The sequence below is a fragment of the Xenorhabdus sp. TH1 genome (genome assembly GCF_037260955.1).
Taxonomy (GTDB): domain Bacteria; phylum Pseudomonadota; class Gammaproteobacteria; order Enterobacterales; family Enterobacteriaceae; genus Xenorhabdus; species Xenorhabdus griffiniae.
Genome location: NZ_CP147734.1, coordinates 1,647,455 through 1,667,252, shown reverse-complemented (window position 1 = coordinate 1,667,252; position 19,798 = coordinate 1,647,455). Strand labels below are relative to the sequence as shown.

Here is a 19,798-nt window from a genome sequence, read left to right as displayed (position 1 = left end):
TTAAGCTCCGAAGTTACTGCTTAAGTAGTTGGTGTGTTTTTTGCCAAAGCCAAAGGCTTTTTTGGTGACAACGCGGTATTTGACACCCACGCCAGAAGGACGTGGCATCAGGTCAAAGTTTTCCAACAACACCCGCAAGTTTTCATCAGGGTTGAAGTTGAAGACGTAATACATATAGGTCATGTCGAGCGGATCGAGTACAAACACTTTACTGTCATCACGCCAGAAAAAACGCGCCAGAAACGTGTTGATATTGACAACCGTAGGGCTTTGCGTCAGGTTAAAATAACGCATACGAATGATTAGGCGCTTCTGGCTGGTGGTTAGCATCAGGGTGTAATCGGCATTACGCCGGAAATTCCCCTTAAAGTTGCGTTTCTTGCCGAAACCCAAGCCGATTTTGGTTTTGTCACTGGGTGCCACATCAATACCCAAAGATACATCCAGGATACGCGCCCAGACGGCCAACCCGAAATCGTTAGCGGTGTCGATATTGAAGACATTGCGATACCAGTTGCGCCAGAACGCGACATTACTCTGCTCAAAATACGCGGCTTTGCGGTGTGCCAGTGTGTTGAGTTTCGGCGCATTTTCGTATTGCCAGAGGATGGCGCGCAGCAGGTCAGAATGAAAATCCAATTGTTGTATCTTCATACGATCACCACCTGTACTGAGCCCCGATGCAGCCGTGCTACTTCATTGAGTTTGATGGGGATCGTCCCTATCAACCAGTTCTGACCCTCGGTTGACAGCTCCACCTTGGTGATAAAGAGCCGGGGTTCAATGCTGTTGATCGCGGCAGAGATTTCAAACGGCGACACTTCACGCCCGACCACCAGCCCGCTATCACCTTCCAGCTCTCCCCGTACCCACCGCTCAATAGCGGCAGGAATAATACTTTGTGCATCCATCGTGGATTTTTTCACGGTAACACGACAGAAGGTAATTTTTTCCGTTGGACGGTCAAAGCGGATCTCATACTCCTGACCACTCACGCGTTCGGTCACGGTGACGATTTCCTTGCCGTTATAGGCTGCACCGATGGTTTTGGTCCGCAATAAGGCCCGGGCAATTTCTTCACGGTCACCCCCTTCCACGCAGACATAGACGCTATGAGGCAACAATTTAATGCCATCAACCGTGATGATTTGAGGGGAATAGTTTTCACGAAATGACAACGAATTCACCCCCTCCAGTTCGTACAGCGACGAGGTGATCGCCTCACCCACGCTGACGGTATTTTTTGCCAGCGTCTGTTTGCGCCGCTGTCGCGCGCTGATATCGGATTCAGCTTCCCGCCCCACCACCGCATGGGTAGGATTGCTGACGGTTTCCCAACCCAGAATAGAACTGACCACCCGTTCAAGGTGGCCGGCCTTACATTCAATTGCGCCGAACAAGACCGCCCGCATATCGCCGGTGGTTTTACCCTCTTTACCGATAATCAGGGTACTGATGGTTTCAAACCGTACACCGGTGACTGATTCCGCCTGCGCTCCTTGAGGGATAACGGTATCGGGCACGCCGCCAAATTCAACATTGGACAGGTAAGAACGGGTGGCCGCAAAACGACTGCCACCCATCAACGCCCAAATCGCATCCAGAAATATTCCGCCCGCGATATCGGGGTTAATCTGGTTAGCCAGCTCCGCGTTGTTTCTGACCATCGCGTCGCGGTTCTCGGTTTCCATCGTCACCAGTACACCCTGTGGGGTTTCCGGTGACAGATCGATGTCCTGCCCGAACGCTGCGCGAAAATCGGCTTCCACGGCGTCGCGCAAGTCTGCCGTATCCGGTACAATCACGCCCTGTCGGGTAATGTAATGATAATCAGCCATTGAGGGTAAAACTCCCATATATTGAGCGGATCACGGTAACATAACGCAGTTCGTCATCCACCATTTCAGCCTGAAAGGAAGCGACCTCATCTACCCCGTCCACCTCACGCATCCGCTCACGGAACGCCGCTTCAAACATCGGAATATCCGCGTGACGCCCGAAGGTGGTTTTCCAGTAAGGAATACCCTTATCCACCTTGTGCAGCATCTCGCCCCGTAATGCACGGGCGTAGTGGATACACAGGTTTTTAACCGCCTGTTCACCTTGGCAAAGCGACAGATTACCGTCATCGCCCAGCATTAAATCGTTATTGTCATCCACAGAAAACGTGATCATAGTGGCGTCCCCGTATTGCCATCACCGGTTCGTACCCCGCTGTGTTGATGGGTATCCCCGATATTGTGGCCGTTATGCCGCATTGTGCCGCCATAAGAATCGCTGTTACCGTTGACCGCATGGTTACCATTGATGGTGACATTGCCAGTGAATATCGTTTCAGGCGCGTTGATCTCGAATTTCGGCGTGTCCAGTACGGCTTTATCGCTGTGAAGAGAAAGGCAAACGCGGCCGTCCAGCGACTGGATAACCAGCGCATCCAGATTTTTGCCATCAATGACCCAGCCTTTTATCGTGTCAGGAAAAAACATCGCATCGCTGAACGAATGGAGCCGGGCGGTGTTGGGCTGATCTTCCTGTCCACCGCGCTGGAATATCAGGCTGATATCACGGTCATTGGCTTTCAGCCAGCCAAAATCCCCAGGTTTAAGCGGCACACGTAGAAAGAAACCGCCCCCGCCAAAACGAAACACCGGAATGTTATGCACCGGCGCACGAGATATCGTTTGGCCCTCCGTGGTCGCCATCATCACCAGCGGTTTGATGACGGCACGGTTGGTCGCCTCGTCATAACTGACGACGGTGGCAGGCAGCATATCTTCGACATTGAGCAGTAGGTTACGGAATGCCGCCATAAACTGCCCGGCGAGACTGCCTTCGCTCGCCATATCGCTATTGGGTTGATTGTTCATCGTTAGGCTCGTTTGCAAGTGGCGGTGTAGAAAAAGGCATCATCATGAGAGGCAATATCGAACTTCAGTTGCTCGATAATGTAATCGCCGTTCAGCGACTTATTCAGTTTGCTGTCCAGCCGCAACAGGCCGCCCAGAAAAGATTCACCGTCAATCAGAAAACTGACATCTAAACCCTTTTCGGTGGCTTTGGGAATACCCACCATGCCGGACTTCATGTTCAGAATACGCAAGCGATTTTTCAACGCCTTATCGCTGTCTTTGACGTACAGCACCTCATCATCAATAAAGACTTTGACGCCGCCTGCTTCCTGTAAGCGGGTAATTTGCGACAAGGCCGCCCCGCAGTAATACCAATTGGCAATCTGCTTATCGGTGGCCTGAAAATCCAGTTTGACCTTACAGTCATTGGCAATGCCCTGTGCTATCTCGGACAGTTTTTTCAGTGCCCCGCCAGAGGAGGAAACAATATCGCCACTGCGGCTGTTACCCGTTTTGGCTTTCAGTGTCAGTGTGACATCCGGTGGCGAGGCAATTTCAGCGCTGACAATATCGCCAACAAACACCCGAAACAGCCCCGTATTCACCCGCCCCGCTTCCAGTATCAGGCGGCGCGGTTGCTTGCTTTTGGTGTAAGGGCTGGTTTGGGTAAGGAGAAAATCGCGGGTGTCGCTGCTTAAGCCATCAATATTCACGGTGCATTCATTTTGCAGGGGATTGGCGTACTTGGTGCCGGAAGCCGAGATACGCATGCCTTCGTACCAGTTCAGCCGCCCGCTGACTTCAATCCCCAGCCGGATGCGTCGCAGATCTATCATCGGGACTCCAGTAAATTAACGTTTGGGTGGATTCGAACTTTTCCCACCAGGGCAATTCGTGATTTTCGGTCAACAAAACAAAATTGCCGGTGCTAAGATAGGCATAAGGAATTAACCGCGTATTAGGCACTAAGCGGCTACCCTGAACCACTATCACCTCATCGCGCTGGATATCGCATAGCATCATGTTTCTGGCGGCTTTGAGGGTGATCACCCAATTGGCATCATCTAATGTCACCGCCAGTCGCTGATTAGGAATAGCCCGTAACGGGATTTCGCGCATTATTGGCCTCCACTTTTTCCAAATAGACTCTCGCCATCCATGATTTTGGTGGCAACAGATTTTTTCTTGCCCTCAACGTCCCTGGTCTGGACATTGCCCCGGTTGACCGTGCCAGATTGGCTTTTTTTCGCCACTTTCCGGGGCGGCAGTTCACCGTATTCTGGCTCAACCGTGCGCCACTCACTGAACCGTAGAGACAACTTGATCGCGTCCGCCATCTCCGCGATTTCATCATGGTAGAAGTTGACGAGAAGCATCGGCTGGTAAGTTTTCACCCGTGTCTGTATGCCAACTAACTGATGGGTATCGTAGGCTTGCTGCATAGCCGAGAAACTGTTTTTCAATTCGCCGGTCAGCAACAATTCCATGCCAATCTCAACGGCTTCAACGACCACATGATCGCTGCGGGTTTCGCCGTTCTCCACCTGAAACTTCGTGACCTTATGTTCATCCCGGATACTGAGTTGTATCGGACTGGCACTTTCAAACACAGTGGCAAAGGTATTCACATTGAAAATTTTCACCTCAGTGATCATTTAGCGACTCCCGTTGACGTTTGCTGGCCTAAATCTTTCAGTTGGTTATTCAATTCACCTTTCATATCCTGGGCGACGCCCTGCGCATCCGTGGCCTGCGTCGTGATATTGACTTCGCCGATCTGCGTATTGGTTTCATGGGTCTGGTGTGACTGGTTGCTGATAGCCTGGCTGGTGACCGGATTTAACGGGTTTTGCGCCGCCATCGTCAGTTTTTTATTCGCCGCCTCAATGCCCGCTACCACGTCAGCCGCATTGTTCCCGTCTGCCAATTGCTGACGCAGTAACCGGATCTCTTTATCCAACTCCCCCGTATCGATGCCCGACTCTTGTGCGCTTTTACGTTTGTCAGCCAGCACATCCAGGTATTGTTCCGCGTCTTGGGTCGTAACTTGTTGATCCACGTTCTGCTCCAGGTTGACTTGTTTATCCCCCCCAAAGCCAAACCAGCCTTTGACCGTACTGATGCCTTTAGAAACCGCATCCAGCCCGTTGCTTATCCAGCCAATCACTTTCTGCACCTGCTCCCACATCCATTTAAACGCACCGACCACCACATCCGAGACGGTATCAAACACGCCACTGAACTGACCGCCCCATTTAGCCAAAGAAGCAACCGAACCCAACAGCCAGTTGATAAATGCCGTGATCTTCTGATCCATGGTGTTAAAGGCGGCGATGACGATATCGGTGACAAACTTCACTGCTGTTTTGAGATAGCCAAACAGGGTTTGCCATGCATTCCACAGCATCAGCACCACTTTTTTGAGCAGCGGGTACTTATCCAGTATGCGACCGATCAACGAATCATTGCCGTCGATAAAGTTCATAATATCGTCGTAAACAATCGCGAACGCGGCGGCCAATAATGCAATGATGGCGATAATCGCCAATATTGGCCATGTCGCGGCTAAAGTAGCCGCGGCGGCGGCTAACATCGGCGGCACGTAAAACGCGGCCACCGCAAGACCAATGGCAAGAAAGAAACCAATAATCAGGTTCTTGTTTTCTTTGCAGAAGCCAATAAATAGGGAAAGCCAGTCCATCCCTTTGGACAAAATGGGGATCACCATCTCCAGAAAGCTGTTTTTGAGCAGGCCGGAAGATTGCTGAAACTTATTCATGGCAGCATTAAACTTGACAGACTTTTCGATGCTTTCCTTGGTGATACCAGAGTACTCTTTCTGAATCCCCATCACCCGTTCCAGCTCTTTACGGCCTTTCATCATCAGTTCGACGGTCTTGTCATCAGACACACCAAGATCAGCAAGTGTGGCCTTTGCCTTGTCAAATTTCATGCCCTGCACTTTGTCGGCGGTAGCGAGGATTTTTTCCATCTTATTCGTAGTCTTGCCGAACGCCTGTGACATCGCCTCAAGGTCAGCTTGCGCAGCATCCCGTGAGCCGCCCAGTTCTGCCAGTGCCCCACCAAACGCATCGACATCTTCCGTGGCAATCCCGATTTTCTTACCCAGTTTATCCAGTGCCTCGATTTCCTGTGAGCGTGATACGGCATCGGTAAAAATCCCGCCAATGCTCATGACAATACCGACTGCACCGAGGGCTTTGGTAGCAAAACCCGCGACCGATTCCCCCGCCGCCTGATATTTGCCCTCCGTGTCGGTTAACGCACGTTGCAACTGGGTCTGGGCTTTGGTTTCCTCAATGGCGGCCTGAATGCCTTGCGTGCGCATGGTGGCGACAAACTTGGCGTAATCGGCCTGTAATGCCTCGACAATCGCGTTAACCGCCTCTTTCGCTTTGGCGTTCTTTTGCTCGGCTTCCGTCAGACTGGCCAGCTCGCCATTGAGAATACTGAGTTCCCCTTGGAGCTGGTCATACTGTGCTGTCAGTTCGCTGACGGTTGCGCCGCTGTCCTGCAAGCCAAGACTGGCCTGTTCGCGCTGGCTGTCCAGTGTGGCAAGCGCGGTTTCCAGCTCACGGATTTTTTCCCGCACGGATGTCAGTTTTTCCTGCGTGTCATGCAGATCAACATCAATATCGACGCCCCCGCCGCCTGATATTTCCTGCAAGGAGGCGGCCAGTTCCTGCACAAACTGACCAACCCCGGCTGAACCTGCTTCGGCGGCCTGCTGCGCTTTTTTCATGTCGGCGATCATGTCATCGGTGGCGCGGCGGAATTGTTCAAACGCCGCGTCCGCCTGCCGGGTATCAAATTCAAATACCTGAACAAAGGTATCGAGCAGTGACATGTGTGTTACCTCGTTCTGTCCATGGATGCCGCTAACGCTTCGTTATAGCGGTTGGTGATGGCGATCTCCCACAGGTCGAATGCCTCTTCCAAATCTATCGACGTTTTGAGTTCGGTGAGGGTGGCGTAGCCTGCGCTGACGATAACGGCAATGAACCCATCAGCGTTTTGATAATCGACGGGAGTGAACCGCTGATTTTGTCCAGCAGGAATTGGAGGAAACCGCGGCTCCCGTCGGCCCCGAAAAAACTGGTGTTATACCGCAGCATTTCGAGTTCAAGGCGGATCAGGGCTTCGCCGTCCGGCACATGGTTATCAATCAGGGTCTGGGTTTTCAGCAGAATTTCGTCGCCGTCTCGTTCAACGGCAACATAACGCAGCATCTTCAGCATGGCTTCATGGCTGACAGCGTAATCGCCGATTTTGGGCGCATTGGACAGCGGGTATTTCGCCAGAATTTCGCGCCCGACCGTAGCAGGCAAGCGGCTGATAATAAAAGTATGCGCTTCACGGTCAGCATCGGTGATCGTGATGGTTTTGGGTTTGATTAACATCATGGCCTCAGATCAAAAAAGGCGGACAAACCGCCAGTCTGTTGATAAAAAAGTATTAACGTGCTCGGGTACGGTCAAAATCCTGGAATACAAAGGTGTACTGCTTGGATTTCAGGCGCCCGGCACTGGCGGCAGAGTTACCCCGGCTGCCATTGGTGATCTTGCCGTTACGCGCGGTGGTGGTTGAACCATCCCCATAAGAGGCCACCAGCGTGATAATATCGCCGGCATGACGGCGACCGCGCTTAGCTATGTTAGCCTCTAACAAAATGGCGAGGTTTTCATCTTCTTCACTGCCGGCCAGCACGTTAATGGTGATGGTTTGCGGCGTCGGTGTTGACCAATAGTTCAGGTTGCCGTTGATATCCATGCCGGTCTGAGCAATATCGACAGCGGGTAAGTCCAGCGGATCGGCATCATCGGCAAATTGGGTAATGGTAATCCCTGATGGGAAAGTGGTACTGGCCTGAATTACCAGACTTAAGCCGGTGGCGGAAACATCGTACATTGTCTACTCCTTAAACCAGATTATGTGAGCCATCGACTTTACGTACCCAGTCGCCCTTGCTGTAAATCAACACGTATTTCATCACGTATTCGGGCAACCCCGATGGGCCTGTCTGTTCTACGATCTGCGTGTTATACCAATAACCCTTGTCCTGCACATCATGCCAGGCTAAATCGTCCCCGGCGGCATCCGCTACGGCAAGTTTTTGCACTTCGGTTAAGGTTTTGCCCGGTAAAATCGTGCCGTTATTGAGGGCCTTCGTGACCGCACCTGCAATCACGGTCATTGCACGGGCTGCACCGTCTTTATTTCCCGGCAGTCCACGTGTACTCATCATTAAACTGAACCATTGCTGGGTAATATGGGCTTTTAACCACTGTTCGTTAGCGTGAACGCTCATATCCAGCGGATTCAACGATGAACCGCACAGGAAGCCGCGCTGATAGAAGCGAATTTGTGAACCCGCAACGGCTGTTTCGCCGTAATAGTTGACGCGCAACTTATCGAACCGGTCCGCATCCAGATCAGTACTGATTTGTGACGGGAAAGTCACACCAAACTGGCGATACATATAGTTGGTAGTCGCATTGGTGCGGTCATAATCGGTTGCGGCCATAATCGCCATCGGCAATGCCTGGACAAAATGGTCGTCCTCAGTTTTCAGGTTTAAGCCTGTTGAAGCCGTTCCCATTAGCGCGGCGCTCCAGTCTTCGGCGTTTTCTGGCGTCACGGCCAGATGTAACTGGTATTTGACATTTTCGCCTGCCACGTACTGTGCCAGTTCAGCCGCCTGCGTTAACGCGATATCCGTTAGGAACGTGGCACTGCCAAACGAATCCGAGATTTTTTCAGCCGCAATAAAGGCATCCAATGGCGATTGCGCGGCATTACCTGCCGAACAGCTACCGGAAGAGAGTCCCATGGCATCAGCCAGCACCGAATAGGCCACGTTGATCTCGGCTTTCTCCTGTACCCCGCCGCTTAAGACAAAGGCGCTGTCCATCGCGTTAAATGTCAGATAGGCATTGGAAAATTGCGGTGTCTTCTCGGCGTTCAGTTTGGCCTGCACGACGGAAGCAATATCCGCGTATGACGTCGCTTTCGATAAATCGATATCGGGGAAGGTTTTCGTCACCCCGCCAATCGTCACCGTGATGGTGCCATCCACTAACGCTTTCAGTTCATCCAATACGGCAGCTTTCGTGCCATAAATCGCGGGTGCACGGCCTATTGGCTCATAGGCCGCAATCTGCAACTCTTTCGGTTTGCTGACGGGCGCGGGACTCACATAACTGAAATACTGGCGAGCGAATTTGGCTTCCAGAGAGTCAGAACCGAGCAAATCATCGACCTGACCGGATGCAAATTCTAATACCTTGCCCGCCGGAATTTTGGGGTTCGTGGAAAAGATGCGCCCCGTGAGTTTACGCATGGGAACGCTGGATGCGCCGATCACCGCACTGGCGATATCGACGTATCGGGTTTGTTTTATCGGCATAAAATGACCTTAAATTCGATAAATATCGGGAAACAGCACACTGACGGTGGCTGTGTTGGGTTTGATGCCACGTGAATGGGTGATGTTGATGTCAAACGAAGGTGACAGCTCATAATTGCCCTGATCGTTAATAAAGAACGGCATCCTTAAGTTCCCTGCACGTTGAATGCCGATCCCCTGCTTGCGTAAGGCTTCCACAAAAGGCAATGAGTTCATAATCATACGCACAGTGGCGGTAATATCCCCCGCCGTGAACTGTTCGAACCCACCGATGCCCTGTACCTGTAGCGTTTTCTCCACAAGTTGGGTTTCGCTGTGATTCGCATCACGACCAACGATGTGATAATTGCGCCCCTGCCAGCCATAGGCGTTTTCAGTAATGGGAAAAAACATCACAAAGCTGTCTTCCCGCCCCTGTTTGGTGGACTGAAAACCCGCCACCACGGGAACTGAGATCCCGGCTTCGGCTAGCTGTTTCAGCAGTTGCGCCCGGATTGCAGCATAAACCTGATTATCCGTCATACACACCGGCCTCAATGCAGACAATCGACAACCAGCCATCTTGGGCATACCAGTCGGCATCACCCATTACATCGTAGCGACGTTCAGCGAAGACCAGAAAATCCGGTGATGTACCCCGCTGAATATGGCGAATATCATGCGTGGTGTAGAGCTTACGGTAGACTTTCGTCGTATCCAGCCCCATCTCCTGCACATCCTGCGTATCGACCGCCTGCCAGCTTCCTCTGATGGGAATGGGGTAGTGATAAGTATTTTGCCATCGGCCTAGCTCGTCCAACTCACGCGCCTTAAAGCGATACCAGAGCACGGTTTGTTGCGGAATATAACGCGATGCAATGCGCTGTAAATTGCCAAACATGGTTATTTATCCTCCACGCTGGAATTGACGGATTGCAACATCAACCCGCTGTCGACCAGAGGCTTATTGGTTGCTTTACCTTTACTGTGACGATTTGCCCGCGCTTTTACGGTGCTGTCTTTCAGTGGCGGTGTCGTGACAGATTGAATAGCGATCTTGATATCGCCTGCTGCCACATCGCCAATTTGGGTCAGGCCCTCCGATACGGTGATATTGCCGTTAATCGCCGCTTTAGCCGCACGAAACATCAGATCCGCATATTTGGCCTGATTATCCCGTATTGCCGGGCGCATAAAGGGACGCGGGGGAATATTGCCGGCCGGATAGCCCAGCTCCTGAATGGCGGCGACATACGCCATCGGTGTGCCATCGGGATATTGACTGTGTTCAAAGAAGCCGACCTTGATTTGCTTTTTACCCAGCTCGTCATAGATCTGCTTAAGGTGTGCCAGCTTTATCGCCATACCCGCCCCCCATTGGGAAAACGCCCCCCGACGCTGCGAAAGGCCGACCGTTCGCCTCTACCACCCACATACATCGGTGCCCGGCCACAACGGTTGAGCAGCGCCAGGTATTGCTGACCAAAGGGGGTCAGGTTGAACCAGTGAGAGGTATTGGAACCCACCGGCGGTGCAGTAAACGACACATTCACACTGCCGATGGTTGCCGCAGTGACAACACCGGTGGGCGATTCACCCTGAGCCATTAACCGGCCTAAGTCCAGCATATGGGCCACGACCAATTGCCACAGCTCATTGGTGCAGACACCACGACAAGGGGAAAAATAATTCAAGGCGGATTGGGCAATAATTAATACGTCATCATCGGGCACCGCATTGAATTGTGGGCGGAGCACACGGAATGATTTAAGCGGAAATGTGCTCGCCTCCATAATTATTTGCCCTTACCTTTATTGGTTTTCGGGGTGTCTTTACCTTCCGCTTCCAGTGATTCCGGCGTATCGGGTGCAGACTGATCGCTGGCTTCCATATTGGTGGCCACTTTTTCCGGTTCGGTTTTGCAACTTTCGACCAAAATAAAGCCGTTTTCTTTGTGCAGCTTAAAGACGTGGTTGTCTTTCAGTTGCGCATACTGCTCAGCACTGACTTCGGTCACGCGCCCACGTGGGGTATGCAGCGCTTTGGTCAGAATATTGGCCTGCCCGTGGATAAACACCGCACCATTACGCACGGCATAGTTCTGGTCGTTGGACAGCGTGCAATAGACGTAGAGAGATTGAGACATGAAGAAACTCCTGCCTTAAAGAATAAACAAAATGCCCTCAGCCGAGGGCTGAGATTAAATACCGGTTAAGCGGGTGATCGCCCACGGGCGTGTCACAAAAATACCAGCAGTGGCATTGGTCGCATCTTCCAGATAGCCCTTGATGCCATTGTCGGAACCCAGCAGTTGATATTTGACTGGCACGACCTGCAACAGCGTAGCATTGGTGGCAGTAGAGCCATCGTCTACGCTATCAGCAAACAAGTATGTGATATTGGCCCCGCCATTGGCCTCACGGAACTCCGGCGAGAAGACAAAGCGCAGATTCGGGTAGTTCTCCTTCACCCACTGCATGACGGTTTCCCCGCGTGCCACCGGGTTAGCGATATTCAGTACCGAACGAAAGCCTAGCGGTAACACTTGGGTCATTGGCGTGTCGTCTTTAATACGCCCGCCGGACGACAGCTCAATGCGTGAGAACATCGCGGTAATATCACGCGTGATCTCAGCAAAGGTGGCATCCTGCCATTTTTTCTGGCTGGTTTCATAGGCAGGCAAGTTCGGATCGTTGAGCAGACCAAACACCCGCGTATCCGCGCTGTTAAAGCCAAAGTAGCCGGTGCGCTCTCGGGACATTTCCAACGATTCGGTCGCCGCGTTGCGTTTTTCAGCAGCGGCTTCGAACCCGGCAGCATTTTGGCGCGCCTCTTCTAGTTTACCGACCTGAAAACCCTGTTCGTAACGCACAATTCCCCGACGTTCGATATCATTCTCATAGCTGGCCAGCGGAATATTGGTATAATCACCGTACAGCTCGGCTTTCGCTGAGGGTGTGGCGACATTGAGCACAATTTCTTCATGATGCCATTCGCCCGCCGTCATCACGCCAGTGATTTCATCCAGAATGCGAATACGAGTGGCAGTGCGTACCAGCCCCGGCAACACATGCTGCAGCATATGACGCTGAATAAAACCGCCCGCGCCTGCCGGACCGGTTAGCGCGCTATCCATTGCCTGCAATCCGCCGAAACCGATTTGCGCCAGTTCGCCATACGTCCACTTCTGGTCAGGCTTGATATTGAGTGCGCCGCGCTGGCGAATTTCGCGGCCTGACTGATAAAACTTTTCTTTGCTGACAGCCATAATTAGTTACCGTCCTTGCGGGTTGAGGTATAAGGGATTTCGGTCAAACGTATGACACACAGGTGTGGGTTTTCGGCTGACTCCAGATGACGGGAAACAAAACCAATGACTCTGTCCCCGTCACTAATGCTGTCTTTGGCAGACAGTTTGCCGGAAACATCAAACACCACGGGCGCGTTAATGCGCTTGATGCCAGCTTCCAGTTGCACGTTTACTTCGCCCATCGTAAGAAATTCACCCGTGCTGCCGTTTTCGGCATACAGGGCACCAATACGGTAGGCTTTGGGGTTAATCATGATGCCTGCAAATGCACCTGTGCCACCGACCTGCACCGATTCCACGCCAAAATCATGGTAGGTGTAAGCCCGTCCAAATAGATTTTGGGTTTCGTCATCGGAGGCCAGTACGGCGCTGGTGACACGGATTGGCCCAGTATGGGAAAGTTCCCCGACTACGCCACTAACCAGCCCGTTAAGAATGCTGTTGGGTATTGCCATGATTAGTTACTCCACTTGTCTTTGATGGATTGTTGGGGGGTAATGCTGTCCATCGTACTGGTCGGTTTTTGCGAGTCCGGTACACGCCCGTGCATCCAGGCATCGAGTGCGACCAATTCTTGCCCTTTCTGGCAGGGAATACCAAGTTGTTTGACGCCGTATTCCGCCACGCCCTGCTTGGTCAGGCTGCTATGGTCAAATACCCCCACAAACGGGGTCAATTTGTGCGCCAGCGTGTCACGGCCTGCCAATTGTTTGATCAAATCACCCGTGTCATAAGTCGGTTTGGCTTTCTCCAGCTTATTCACCTTGCGTTTCAGGCGGGAAATATCATCCATTGCCTGCATGCCACGGCGCAGACGCTTAAGGCGGCGGTTCAGGCTGTCGGTCGTAGCCTGATCCAAATGTTCTTTCGCTTCCTCAATCGCCTGCTCTGCCGCTTCAATGGCAACTTCGGCATTCTCCACGGCTTCCGGGTCACCAGATTCGGCAGTTTCGGCGGCGGATTCCGCTTCTTCTACCGCGTCTTCAGCTTTCTCTTCTTCATCCTGTGAGGTCTTATCGGGGTCAGGATCATTATCACTGGTCTCTTTCTTCTCCGGGTCGTCATCCGTTGCAGGGGCTTGTTGTCCGGCGATTGTCTGAGTAATCAGTGCCTTCAACTGTTCGAGTTGCTCCGGGGTGAAACCGTTATCGTCGATGGTGTCTTTTTTGTCTTTGTCTTCTTCGGTAGCCATAGTGACTAACTCCTTGGTATCGATAGTGATAATGCGTTGATCCTGCACGGCGACATCGTGGCCGGTTCGTCCCTCGTCCACCAGGGCAAGATGATTGGCGCGGATGTCGCGCTGAATGGCGTCATAGTGCTCGCCGTTAAAGGTGCCGGGCGTAAAGTCATAGCGGCAACGATAACCCGGTGAGAGTTCAATCTTTCCGCTGTTGATTTGGCTTAACGCTGAGTTGGATAAGATCTTGATATTGCCTTTGAGGTACGGGTACTCAAAATAAACGTTCTCGCCGATCACGCCCTCAATGCCTTTCTGTTCGGCGGGTGTAGCTTCCCGGCCTAACATCTCGTGCTCATTCACAAAGGGCATCAGTTTGAAAGAGTTAATGGTTGCGAGGTTTTCCAGTTCTTCTTGCGGGCGCAATACCTTGTAAATTTTATCGGCGACCGGTGCGCCAATTTCCGCCCCCAAATAATCAAAAACCCCCACTTTTGAGATGGGGTTGTCTTTGACTTCCAGCCAGCCGTTCAGGTCGTAAGTGCGTTTACTCATGTCATCCGTTGTCTCCAAAATCAATGATGGGCGTCCAGAAGCATTTGCAGTTCGGTAATTCGCCCGGTAAACCGCGTTGACCGGTTCGTTCGTCGATAATTGGCGGGTTATCCAGGTCAAAAACCTGACCATCCAGCTTTTGATGCAGTTTGCGCGGTTCAGCACTGCCGCCGGAGTGATGCCAGACCGCCTTTTTAATGCCTGCTGATTTCATGCGCTCATAGTTCGCCGCCGTGGTGATCTTGCGGGTCTGGTCAACGGCGATAAACTGCGCCCGTTTCTCGGTCACGCCGCCAATGGCTTTGATTTCCTCCAGCAAGGTTTTTGCCCCCTCACCCGCCTGACTAATTGAACGCAGCGCCGCACTTTCAATACGAAAGTGAAACTGTTGTGGAATGGATTTGATCAGGGCGACATTTTCAGCGGTGGCGGCGGTGAGTCGGTCTTTCATGGCGGCTGGCATGACCAGAGTTTTAATGGTTAAACCCCCAGAGAGTTGTTTGAGCGAATCATCCAGATTGCGTTTGGCGTTTAAATCGGTCTGGCTGACCAATCTATTTGCCATCTCTGTGGCCTTACGGTTAAAAATACCGTCCCAGCGGCGTTTTAACTTGTTGAGCCAAATACGGGTTTGGCTGGCAATGCTGGCATCCATCGCCATCGGTTCGACATCATCCTGTAACCGGGTTAACGTCTGCTCATAATCCCTGAGCATCCGTTTGATTAATCGTGACAGGTCACGCTGGTAACGGTCAGTTGCCGCCGCCGAATAGTGCAGCGGCTTGCCCTTCATAACCGCCTGCCGCGCCGTGGCCCATTGTGCCCGGCTCTTCTTCAGGCGGATCTGCTTCAACATCATCATCCTCGCTCATGTCTAAACCGAAGTAACTGGATTCTTTATCCGCTGCCAGTTTCTGACGGATATCATGACCATCCACCGCACCAATATTGGCGTAGTTGACGGCCGTCTGGGAGTTCTTCAGCTCGATATCGGCATATTCGGCGCCGGTTGGGCTGTCTAGCGGTCGCCATGAGATACTGATATCGACAACCGGCAACCCCTCACTGCGTAACAGGATTTCATAATGACGTTGGAGCAGGTCTTCCAAATCGTTAGCCTGAATGCTCTCCAGTTCTTCGCGGTAGGCCGCTTCTTCATACTCGCCACTGGAATTAAAGCCTTTGGGCGTGGTACCCAATAATTTGGTGGCAGGCACGTTAGCGGCAGCCGCGACAAGCTGATATTGCGTCATAATGGTGGCGTCCAAATCGGCCAGTGACGTATCAAACTGCTGAACGGTGTCTTGATTGCTCGTGACCTGTACCCCATAGTTATCCCGCATCAAGGCGAAATACTCGATATTCTCCGCAATCACGCCCTTATCAGCATTTTCTGCATCGGCCATCCCCAGTGTTAGTAAGCGTTTAGTCATCGCCAGTTGCGGGGCTTCGTTGGCGGTGCGTTCGGAGGCATAGACCCGTTCGTAGACCCGCTCCGGTACAGAAACGCCAAAATAGTTGTACATCGGCTTTAAGACATTCGGCACGGGGAACGGGACAAACTTCACCAGATGGGATTTGTGATAACGCCGCCCGCCAATGCGATAATAAGTCGGTTCGTAGAAGTTCAGCGACGCTGGGTCTTGCACATTATCGGCGGTCAGTTCCGGTGTCACCCATTGGGGATCAATCTGTTTGATACCTTTGTATGCCCCTTTCTGGATACCATCAGGATTGAACGGGTTTTCGTAGAATTCCTTCGGGTTAGAGGTTTCCACCACAAACAGCGCAATGCGTCCGCCGTATACGCGCCCGAAATGCACCAACTCTTTCATGGCATTGTTGATACGGTACTTTTTATCGCGCTTTTTCAGTCTGTCGATAATGGCGCTGTCTTCACAGTCAATGTCGTAGCTCTGTCGAATAGCATCACGGGCAGGCATATTGCAAGCTTTATCCACCAGCCAGTGCTTGGCAATCACCGCACACAAGTTATTACCGATAAAGAGCTGATTGCTATACCACGCGGCTTGTGCTTCCGGCACACCGTATAAGCTGCCTGCTTTAAATGAGGGGATCGAGCCATCCACGGAATCCATCGCCACGCCTGCCATTGTGGGTTGTGGCAATTCCAGCCCCTTAAAGCCATTATCTTTAACAAGCGCTGGGTATAAATCGGTGGAAAATGCTGAACGCTGGACAGGGGGTGCCATAGGCTTTCGTTTTGAGAATGGCCACATAACATTACCTCTTGGTTGTAAAGAAACTGCCTTTTTTCTTGATATAGCCATCCAACCCGTAACGGCTCGCATCCCAACAATGGTTGTTCGCATCCTCAATCACCGGCAGCACTTCGCCGGTAATACGGTCTGTCTTGTAGGCATAGAGCCGGGCTTCTTTTGCTGTGTGCTTACAGCGCGGGTGAATGATGATTTGCTTAAAGCCGCGTAAATAGCTGATACCATCTTCAACGCTACCTTGCCACTTTTTAGCGGCGGAGATATTAAACCCCTGTCGGCGCAGATAGCTGATGGTTTCCGGTCGGGCAGAATCGGCTTTAATAGGCCATTTACGTGACTCCGGCACTTGATCATAAAACGCAGGCATGTGGTCCAGCTCTACGCCAACACCATAAGCCTCATAGTCGATATACAGGCAATCATTTAGCGTAAACATGCGGATCAGTGTGCTGGGGTCTTTGGCAAAACCGAAGTCGCCCCCGAATAACAAGCGGTCAGCCTGCTGCCACAGCTCATCCGGAAAATCCTTAATTTGGTATTTGTTCGCCAGTACCTGTTTATCTGAGTTCTCCAGATACGCACCTTCCCAAACCCAAGCATAAGCATTCGGGTCAAGACGTGACTGATCACTCAGTCGCTCCTCTTCCAACACAGACGGGAACCACGGATTATCGCCATAGTTCATTTCAACAATGATTGAATTTTTCGGCGGGTTCTTTCTGAACCGTTTATCGGTAGCACTGCCGTCTCTTTCGGGGTTCCATGTCACCCAAATCTCAGAGTCTTCTTCACGCACGGTTGGAGTGAGTTTTGTCCAGGCTATTTCAGAGACTGACTCCGCCTCATCGACCCATGCGATTAAGATTCGGGCCTTTGATTTGATACTGTCGAGATTGTGACGTAAGCCGGCAAAGACATAGCTGACTGACCTGCACTTTGTCCGAATGTACTTCTCGCCAATATCGTAGAAGCTAGCCAGCCACGGAACAGAGCGTATTGCTTGTTTCACTTCCTCCATTGAGGATTCTTCAAGAGAGTTCATGTATTCACGAGCGCAGAGTATCACGCCTGATTGTCCATTCTGTGCAGCCATGTAGCCACGGATGGCTGTCATTAATGCAAAAGTTCGCGTCTTTGCCGAACCACGTCCACCGTATGAACCACGATAACGATAATTACCACTGAATACCGGGATCAATTTCGGTGGCAGTTCAATCCGTGCTGTCGTCATGCTGGCCTCCGGCAACCAGAATGATTTTGGCGGGAGACATTGAGCCGTCAGTGGAAAGGTGATCATTCACCGTTTGCTCTTTCAGCCCCAAATCCCGCGCAATGATATTCGCATTGAGTAAATCCGCGGCTGCACCTGAAAACTTCTGGTCGTAGATAATTTGTTCCACGCGCGTAGTGATATTCGAAAAATCTTCGCGCTTGGTATATTCCGTCCATGTTGAGCGTGAAATATCCAGAAAAATACACAGACCGGATAAGGTCATCGCCCGCATTTTTGCCATCTTCGCGTAGACGATTTCACCCTGATTATGAAACGCCTTTGTCTCATACAGCGGATTTTCTTCTACCCATGCAAAGTATTCACAACATGCCTTCCACAGTTCCTCAGGCGAACCAAACTTCGGGTTCCGCCCATGACTGCTTCGGACCTCCCAAAACCGATTGCCCTTTGGCGCGGCCATTTTCGTTTCCTTTTACTTCGATAATTCACAAGCTATTTTCATCACTTGCTCGAGTTCTTCATTATTGAGTCCGTGATATCGCTTTAGTTTGACGATACCCAGCAACATCCTGGCTTTTCGTTCTTCCTTGGATGCAAGGTCCCGTATTAGTCCTGGTGCAGTAATACGTGTCCGTATCTGGTGCTCAGGCATATTTACCTCTCTGTTGCTGAATTCAGAATAAACAACTGCCTCGGTTGATATAACCCCGACAATTTTTGCACTGTGGTGATATAAAATGCTGAGAAAATGTTCAGAAAGTGATTTATCGTCCAATATCCGATAATTGGACTTTGGTCTGGCTGCATTGCTAATACGGGCAAGCAATACCCCGACACAAAGGAGTATCGATATCGATATACCCCGAGGTCACCAAACTGAGGACCTCGACAGCATTCCCATTTTCACTAATGAAATCAGTCCACTCAATTTTGAGGAGGCTCCAATTTTAGAGCCTGCCTGTTATTTATATTGCATGGCGAGCTGTAATCTGTTTTCCGCTTGTTTCTTGTTATCGAGCAAATGAGCCTTACGTCCACCTCTTCCCCAATAATTAAGAGTGCGGGCGCAATCGCTGACAATTGTAGCTTCTTGGTTGTAGGTGTACGCAGCCATATTTGCCTCTGCCATGTAACTCGCTACTGAAATCAATTCACCAGAGAAATATTTATCAAGAACGGTATACACACCAACTTTGAATGCCGGATCAATATGACCAGCAAACTCATAAGCAACAAATCGACTTCCGAATGTACCGCCATGCTTTCCTTGTATAGTTTCTAAATGGGCTTTTGAATCCCATTTAGATAACTCCTTGATAAATAATTGAGTTGATTCCAGTCGTTTGAATTTACTTGGGCGAAGGTTTTTCAATATCCCTGCCACCCAAGAAATCATTATCACCCGCTTCGACTCTGGCTTTAGCTATACGCCACATGTCAGTTAAACAAACCATTCCATCATCATTGATGCGGACAGGGGTATTAAACAAAGTCAGTGTTTTCATGCGTAGTTCCTTATAGAAAGTGAACCTGTTCGTACAGAAAGGCCGCCCCGAGACAACTACGCTATTAGCGGTTTTCTCAGGCTCACTTTCTGGAAGGTTCTCGGATTAGATGTGCGCGTACGAATGCGCGGTGAAATTCAGATATAAAAAATGCCACCAGCCGTACGCGATAGGAACGGGTGGCAGCATGGGTTATTTCTGTAGTCACTCAGGGAATGGATAGAGAAATATTGGGTTTAGTTTCAGTGAGTAACTAATTGTTAAGCATTATTCGCTTGTTATTGGTTGAGGATGGGTAGATATTTTTGAATGCAAAGATTTCTTAGGGAGCCTTTTCTTATGAACTGTCGCGAATTTTTTGAAAGATTAGTCGCGCATGGATTTGTATCAGAATACCGACGCAATGGAGTTATTTCTCTGCGGTGTGAAATCGCCACACGTGTAAATCAAACAATTAACGACGCATGGGGCACTTCTTGCTCTTATACTTTTATAAGATCCTATCTTGCTTGCTTGGGA

The 19,798-nt window shown here is 51.0% G+C and carries 26 protein-coding genes; all 26 read right to left on the bottom strand.

From position 1 onward, the window contains the following. On the bottom strand, positions 1 to 654 hold the full coding sequence (locus WDV74_RS07745) for a DUF2612 domain-containing protein (protein WP_338885326.1): 654 nt from the start codon (positions 652 to 654) through the stop codon (positions 1 to 3). Next, positions 651 to 1,838, bottom strand: a complete 1,188-nt coding sequence (locus WDV74_RS07740; protein WP_338885372.1) for a baseplate J/gp47 family protein — start codon at positions 1,836 to 1,838, stop codon at positions 651 to 653. The genes WDV74_RS07745 and WDV74_RS07740 overlap by 4 nt, the downstream gene beginning before the upstream one ends. Then, positions 1,831 to 2,175, bottom strand: a complete 345-nt coding sequence (locus tag WDV74_RS07735) for a hypothetical protein (RefSeq protein WP_338885371.1) — start codon at positions 2,173 to 2,175, stop codon at positions 1,831 to 1,833. Before WDV74_RS07735 ends, WDV74_RS07740 begins: the two co-directional genes overlap by 8 nt. Continuing rightward, entirely contained in the window at positions 2,172 to 2,867 is a 696-nt protein-coding gene (locus tag WDV74_RS07730) for a Gp138 family membrane-puncturing spike protein (protein WP_338885323.1), read from the bottom strand. The genes WDV74_RS07735 and WDV74_RS07730 overlap by 4 nt, the downstream gene beginning before the upstream one ends. 2 nt (positions 2,868 to 2,869) lie before the next feature. Then, on the bottom strand, positions 2,870 to 3,685 hold the full coding sequence (locus tag WDV74_RS07725; protein WP_338885322.1) for a hypothetical protein: 816 nt from the start codon (positions 3,683 to 3,685) through the stop codon (positions 2,870 to 2,872). Continuing rightward, positions 3,651 to 3,968 (bottom strand): hypothetical protein, encoded by a 318-nt coding sequence (locus WDV74_RS07720; protein ID WP_338885321.1) that lies wholly within the window; start codon positions 3,966 to 3,968, stop codon positions 3,651 to 3,653. The genes WDV74_RS07725 and WDV74_RS07720 overlap by 35 nt, the downstream gene beginning before the upstream one ends. Then, positions 3,968 to 4,504: a phage baseplate protein gene (locus WDV74_RS07715; RefSeq protein ID WP_338885320.1), complete on the bottom strand. Its 537-nt coding sequence runs from the start codon at positions 4,502 to 4,504 to the stop codon at positions 3,968 to 3,970. The genes WDV74_RS07720 and WDV74_RS07715 overlap by 1 nt, the downstream gene beginning before the upstream one ends. Continuing rightward, complete coding sequence (locus WDV74_RS07710) at positions 4,501 to 6,717, bottom strand: hypothetical protein (protein WP_338885370.1); 2,217 nt, start codon at positions 6,715 to 6,717, stop codon at positions 4,501 to 4,503. Before WDV74_RS07710 ends, WDV74_RS07715 begins: the two co-directional genes overlap by 4 nt. Before the next feature lie 94 nt (positions 6,718 to 6,811). Further along, complete coding sequence (locus WDV74_RS07705; RefSeq protein ID WP_338885318.1) at positions 6,812 to 7,270, bottom strand: hypothetical protein; 459 nt, start codon at positions 7,268 to 7,270, stop codon at positions 6,812 to 6,814. Positions 7,271 to 7,325: 55 nt separating this feature from the next. Next, positions 7,326 to 7,778: a hypothetical protein gene (locus tag WDV74_RS07700; RefSeq protein WP_047961534.1), complete on the bottom strand. Its 453-nt coding sequence runs from the start codon at positions 7,776 to 7,778 to the stop codon at positions 7,326 to 7,328. Positions 7,779 to 7,788: 10 nt separating this feature from the next. Beyond that, positions 7,789 to 9,276, bottom strand: a complete 1,488-nt coding sequence (locus tag WDV74_RS07695) for a DUF3383 domain-containing protein (RefSeq protein ID WP_338885317.1) — start codon at positions 9,274 to 9,276, stop codon at positions 7,789 to 7,791. 9 nt (positions 9,277 to 9,285) lie between these two features. Next, positions 9,286 to 9,798 carry a hypothetical protein gene (locus WDV74_RS07690; RefSeq protein ID WP_338885316.1) on the bottom strand — a complete coding sequence of 171 codons (513 nt, stop codon included), beginning with the start codon at positions 9,796 to 9,798 and terminating at the stop codon, positions 9,286 to 9,288. Then, on the bottom strand, positions 9,788 to 10,156 hold the full coding sequence (locus WDV74_RS07685; protein WP_338885315.1) for a hypothetical protein: 369 nt from the start codon (positions 10,154 to 10,156) through the stop codon (positions 9,788 to 9,790). The genes WDV74_RS07690 and WDV74_RS07685 overlap by 11 nt, the downstream gene beginning before the upstream one ends. Before the next feature lie 2 nt (positions 10,157 to 10,158). Next, positions 10,159 to 10,620, bottom strand: a complete 462-nt coding sequence (locus WDV74_RS07680) for a hypothetical protein (RefSeq protein ID WP_338885314.1) — start codon at positions 10,618 to 10,620, stop codon at positions 10,159 to 10,161. Beyond that, on the bottom strand, positions 10,611 to 11,048 hold the full coding sequence (locus tag WDV74_RS07675; RefSeq protein ID WP_338885313.1) for a DUF4054 domain-containing protein: 438 nt from the start codon (positions 11,046 to 11,048) through the stop codon (positions 10,611 to 10,613). Before WDV74_RS07675 ends, WDV74_RS07680 begins: the two co-directional genes overlap by 10 nt. Before the next feature lie 2 nt (positions 11,049 to 11,050). Then, complete coding sequence (locus WDV74_RS07670; RefSeq protein ID WP_338885312.1) at positions 11,051 to 11,401, bottom strand: hypothetical protein; 351 nt, start codon at positions 11,399 to 11,401, stop codon at positions 11,051 to 11,053. A 54-nt stretch (positions 11,402 to 11,455) separates the two neighbouring features. Beyond that, on the bottom strand, positions 11,456 to 12,523 hold the full coding sequence (locus WDV74_RS07665; protein WP_338885311.1) for a major capsid family protein: 1,068 nt from the start codon (positions 12,521 to 12,523) through the stop codon (positions 11,456 to 11,458). Between the two features lie 2 nt (positions 12,524 to 12,525). Beyond that, positions 12,526 to 13,020, bottom strand: coding sequence for a hypothetical protein (locus WDV74_RS07660; RefSeq protein ID WP_338885310.1), 495 nt, complete (start codon positions 13,018 to 13,020; stop codon positions 12,526 to 12,528). A gap of 2 nt (positions 13,021 to 13,022) precedes the next feature. Next, positions 13,023 to 14,300 carry a DUF2213 domain-containing protein gene (locus WDV74_RS07655; protein ID WP_338885309.1) on the bottom strand — a complete coding sequence of 426 codons (1,278 nt, stop codon included), beginning with the start codon at positions 14,298 to 14,300 and terminating at the stop codon, positions 13,023 to 13,025. A gap of 1 nt (position 14,301) precedes the next feature. Further along, positions 14,302 to 15,015: a phage minor head protein gene (locus WDV74_RS07650; RefSeq protein ID WP_338885308.1), complete on the bottom strand. Its 714-nt coding sequence runs from the start codon at positions 15,013 to 15,015 to the stop codon at positions 14,302 to 14,304. 37 nt (positions 15,016 to 15,052) lie between these two features. Beyond that, the gene (locus WDV74_RS07645) at positions 15,053 to 16,540 is read right to left on the bottom strand and encodes a DUF1073 domain-containing protein (RefSeq protein ID WP_338885307.1); all 1,488 of its coding nucleotides are present in this window, start codon (positions 16,538 to 16,540) and stop codon (positions 15,053 to 15,055) included. Between the two features lie 4 nt (positions 16,541 to 16,544). After that, positions 16,545 to 17,771 carry a PBSX family phage terminase large subunit gene (locus WDV74_RS07640; RefSeq protein ID WP_338885306.1) on the bottom strand — a complete coding sequence of 409 codons (1,227 nt, stop codon included), beginning with the start codon at positions 17,769 to 17,771 and terminating at the stop codon, positions 16,545 to 16,547. Then, positions 17,752 to 18,234: a DNA-packaging protein gene (locus tag WDV74_RS07635; protein WP_338885305.1), complete on the bottom strand. Its 483-nt coding sequence runs from the start codon at positions 18,232 to 18,234 to the stop codon at positions 17,752 to 17,754. The genes WDV74_RS07640 and WDV74_RS07635 overlap by 20 nt, the downstream gene beginning before the upstream one ends. A gap of 12 nt (positions 18,235 to 18,246) precedes the next feature. Then, positions 18,247 to 18,426, bottom strand: coding sequence for a hypothetical protein (locus WDV74_RS07630; protein ID WP_273559872.1), 180 nt, complete (start codon positions 18,424 to 18,426; stop codon positions 18,247 to 18,249). A gap of 309 nt (positions 18,427 to 18,735) precedes the next feature. Next, on the bottom strand, positions 18,736 to 19,146 hold the full coding sequence (locus WDV74_RS07625) for a KilA-N domain-containing protein (RefSeq protein WP_338885304.1): 411 nt from the start codon (positions 19,144 to 19,146) through the stop codon (positions 18,736 to 18,738). Further along, positions 19,124 to 19,279, bottom strand: coding sequence for a hypothetical protein (locus WDV74_RS07620; protein ID WP_338885303.1), 156 nt, complete (start codon positions 19,277 to 19,279; stop codon positions 19,124 to 19,126). Before WDV74_RS07620 ends, WDV74_RS07625 begins: the two co-directional genes overlap by 23 nt. Positions 19,280 to 19,798 lie beyond the last annotated feature (519 nt).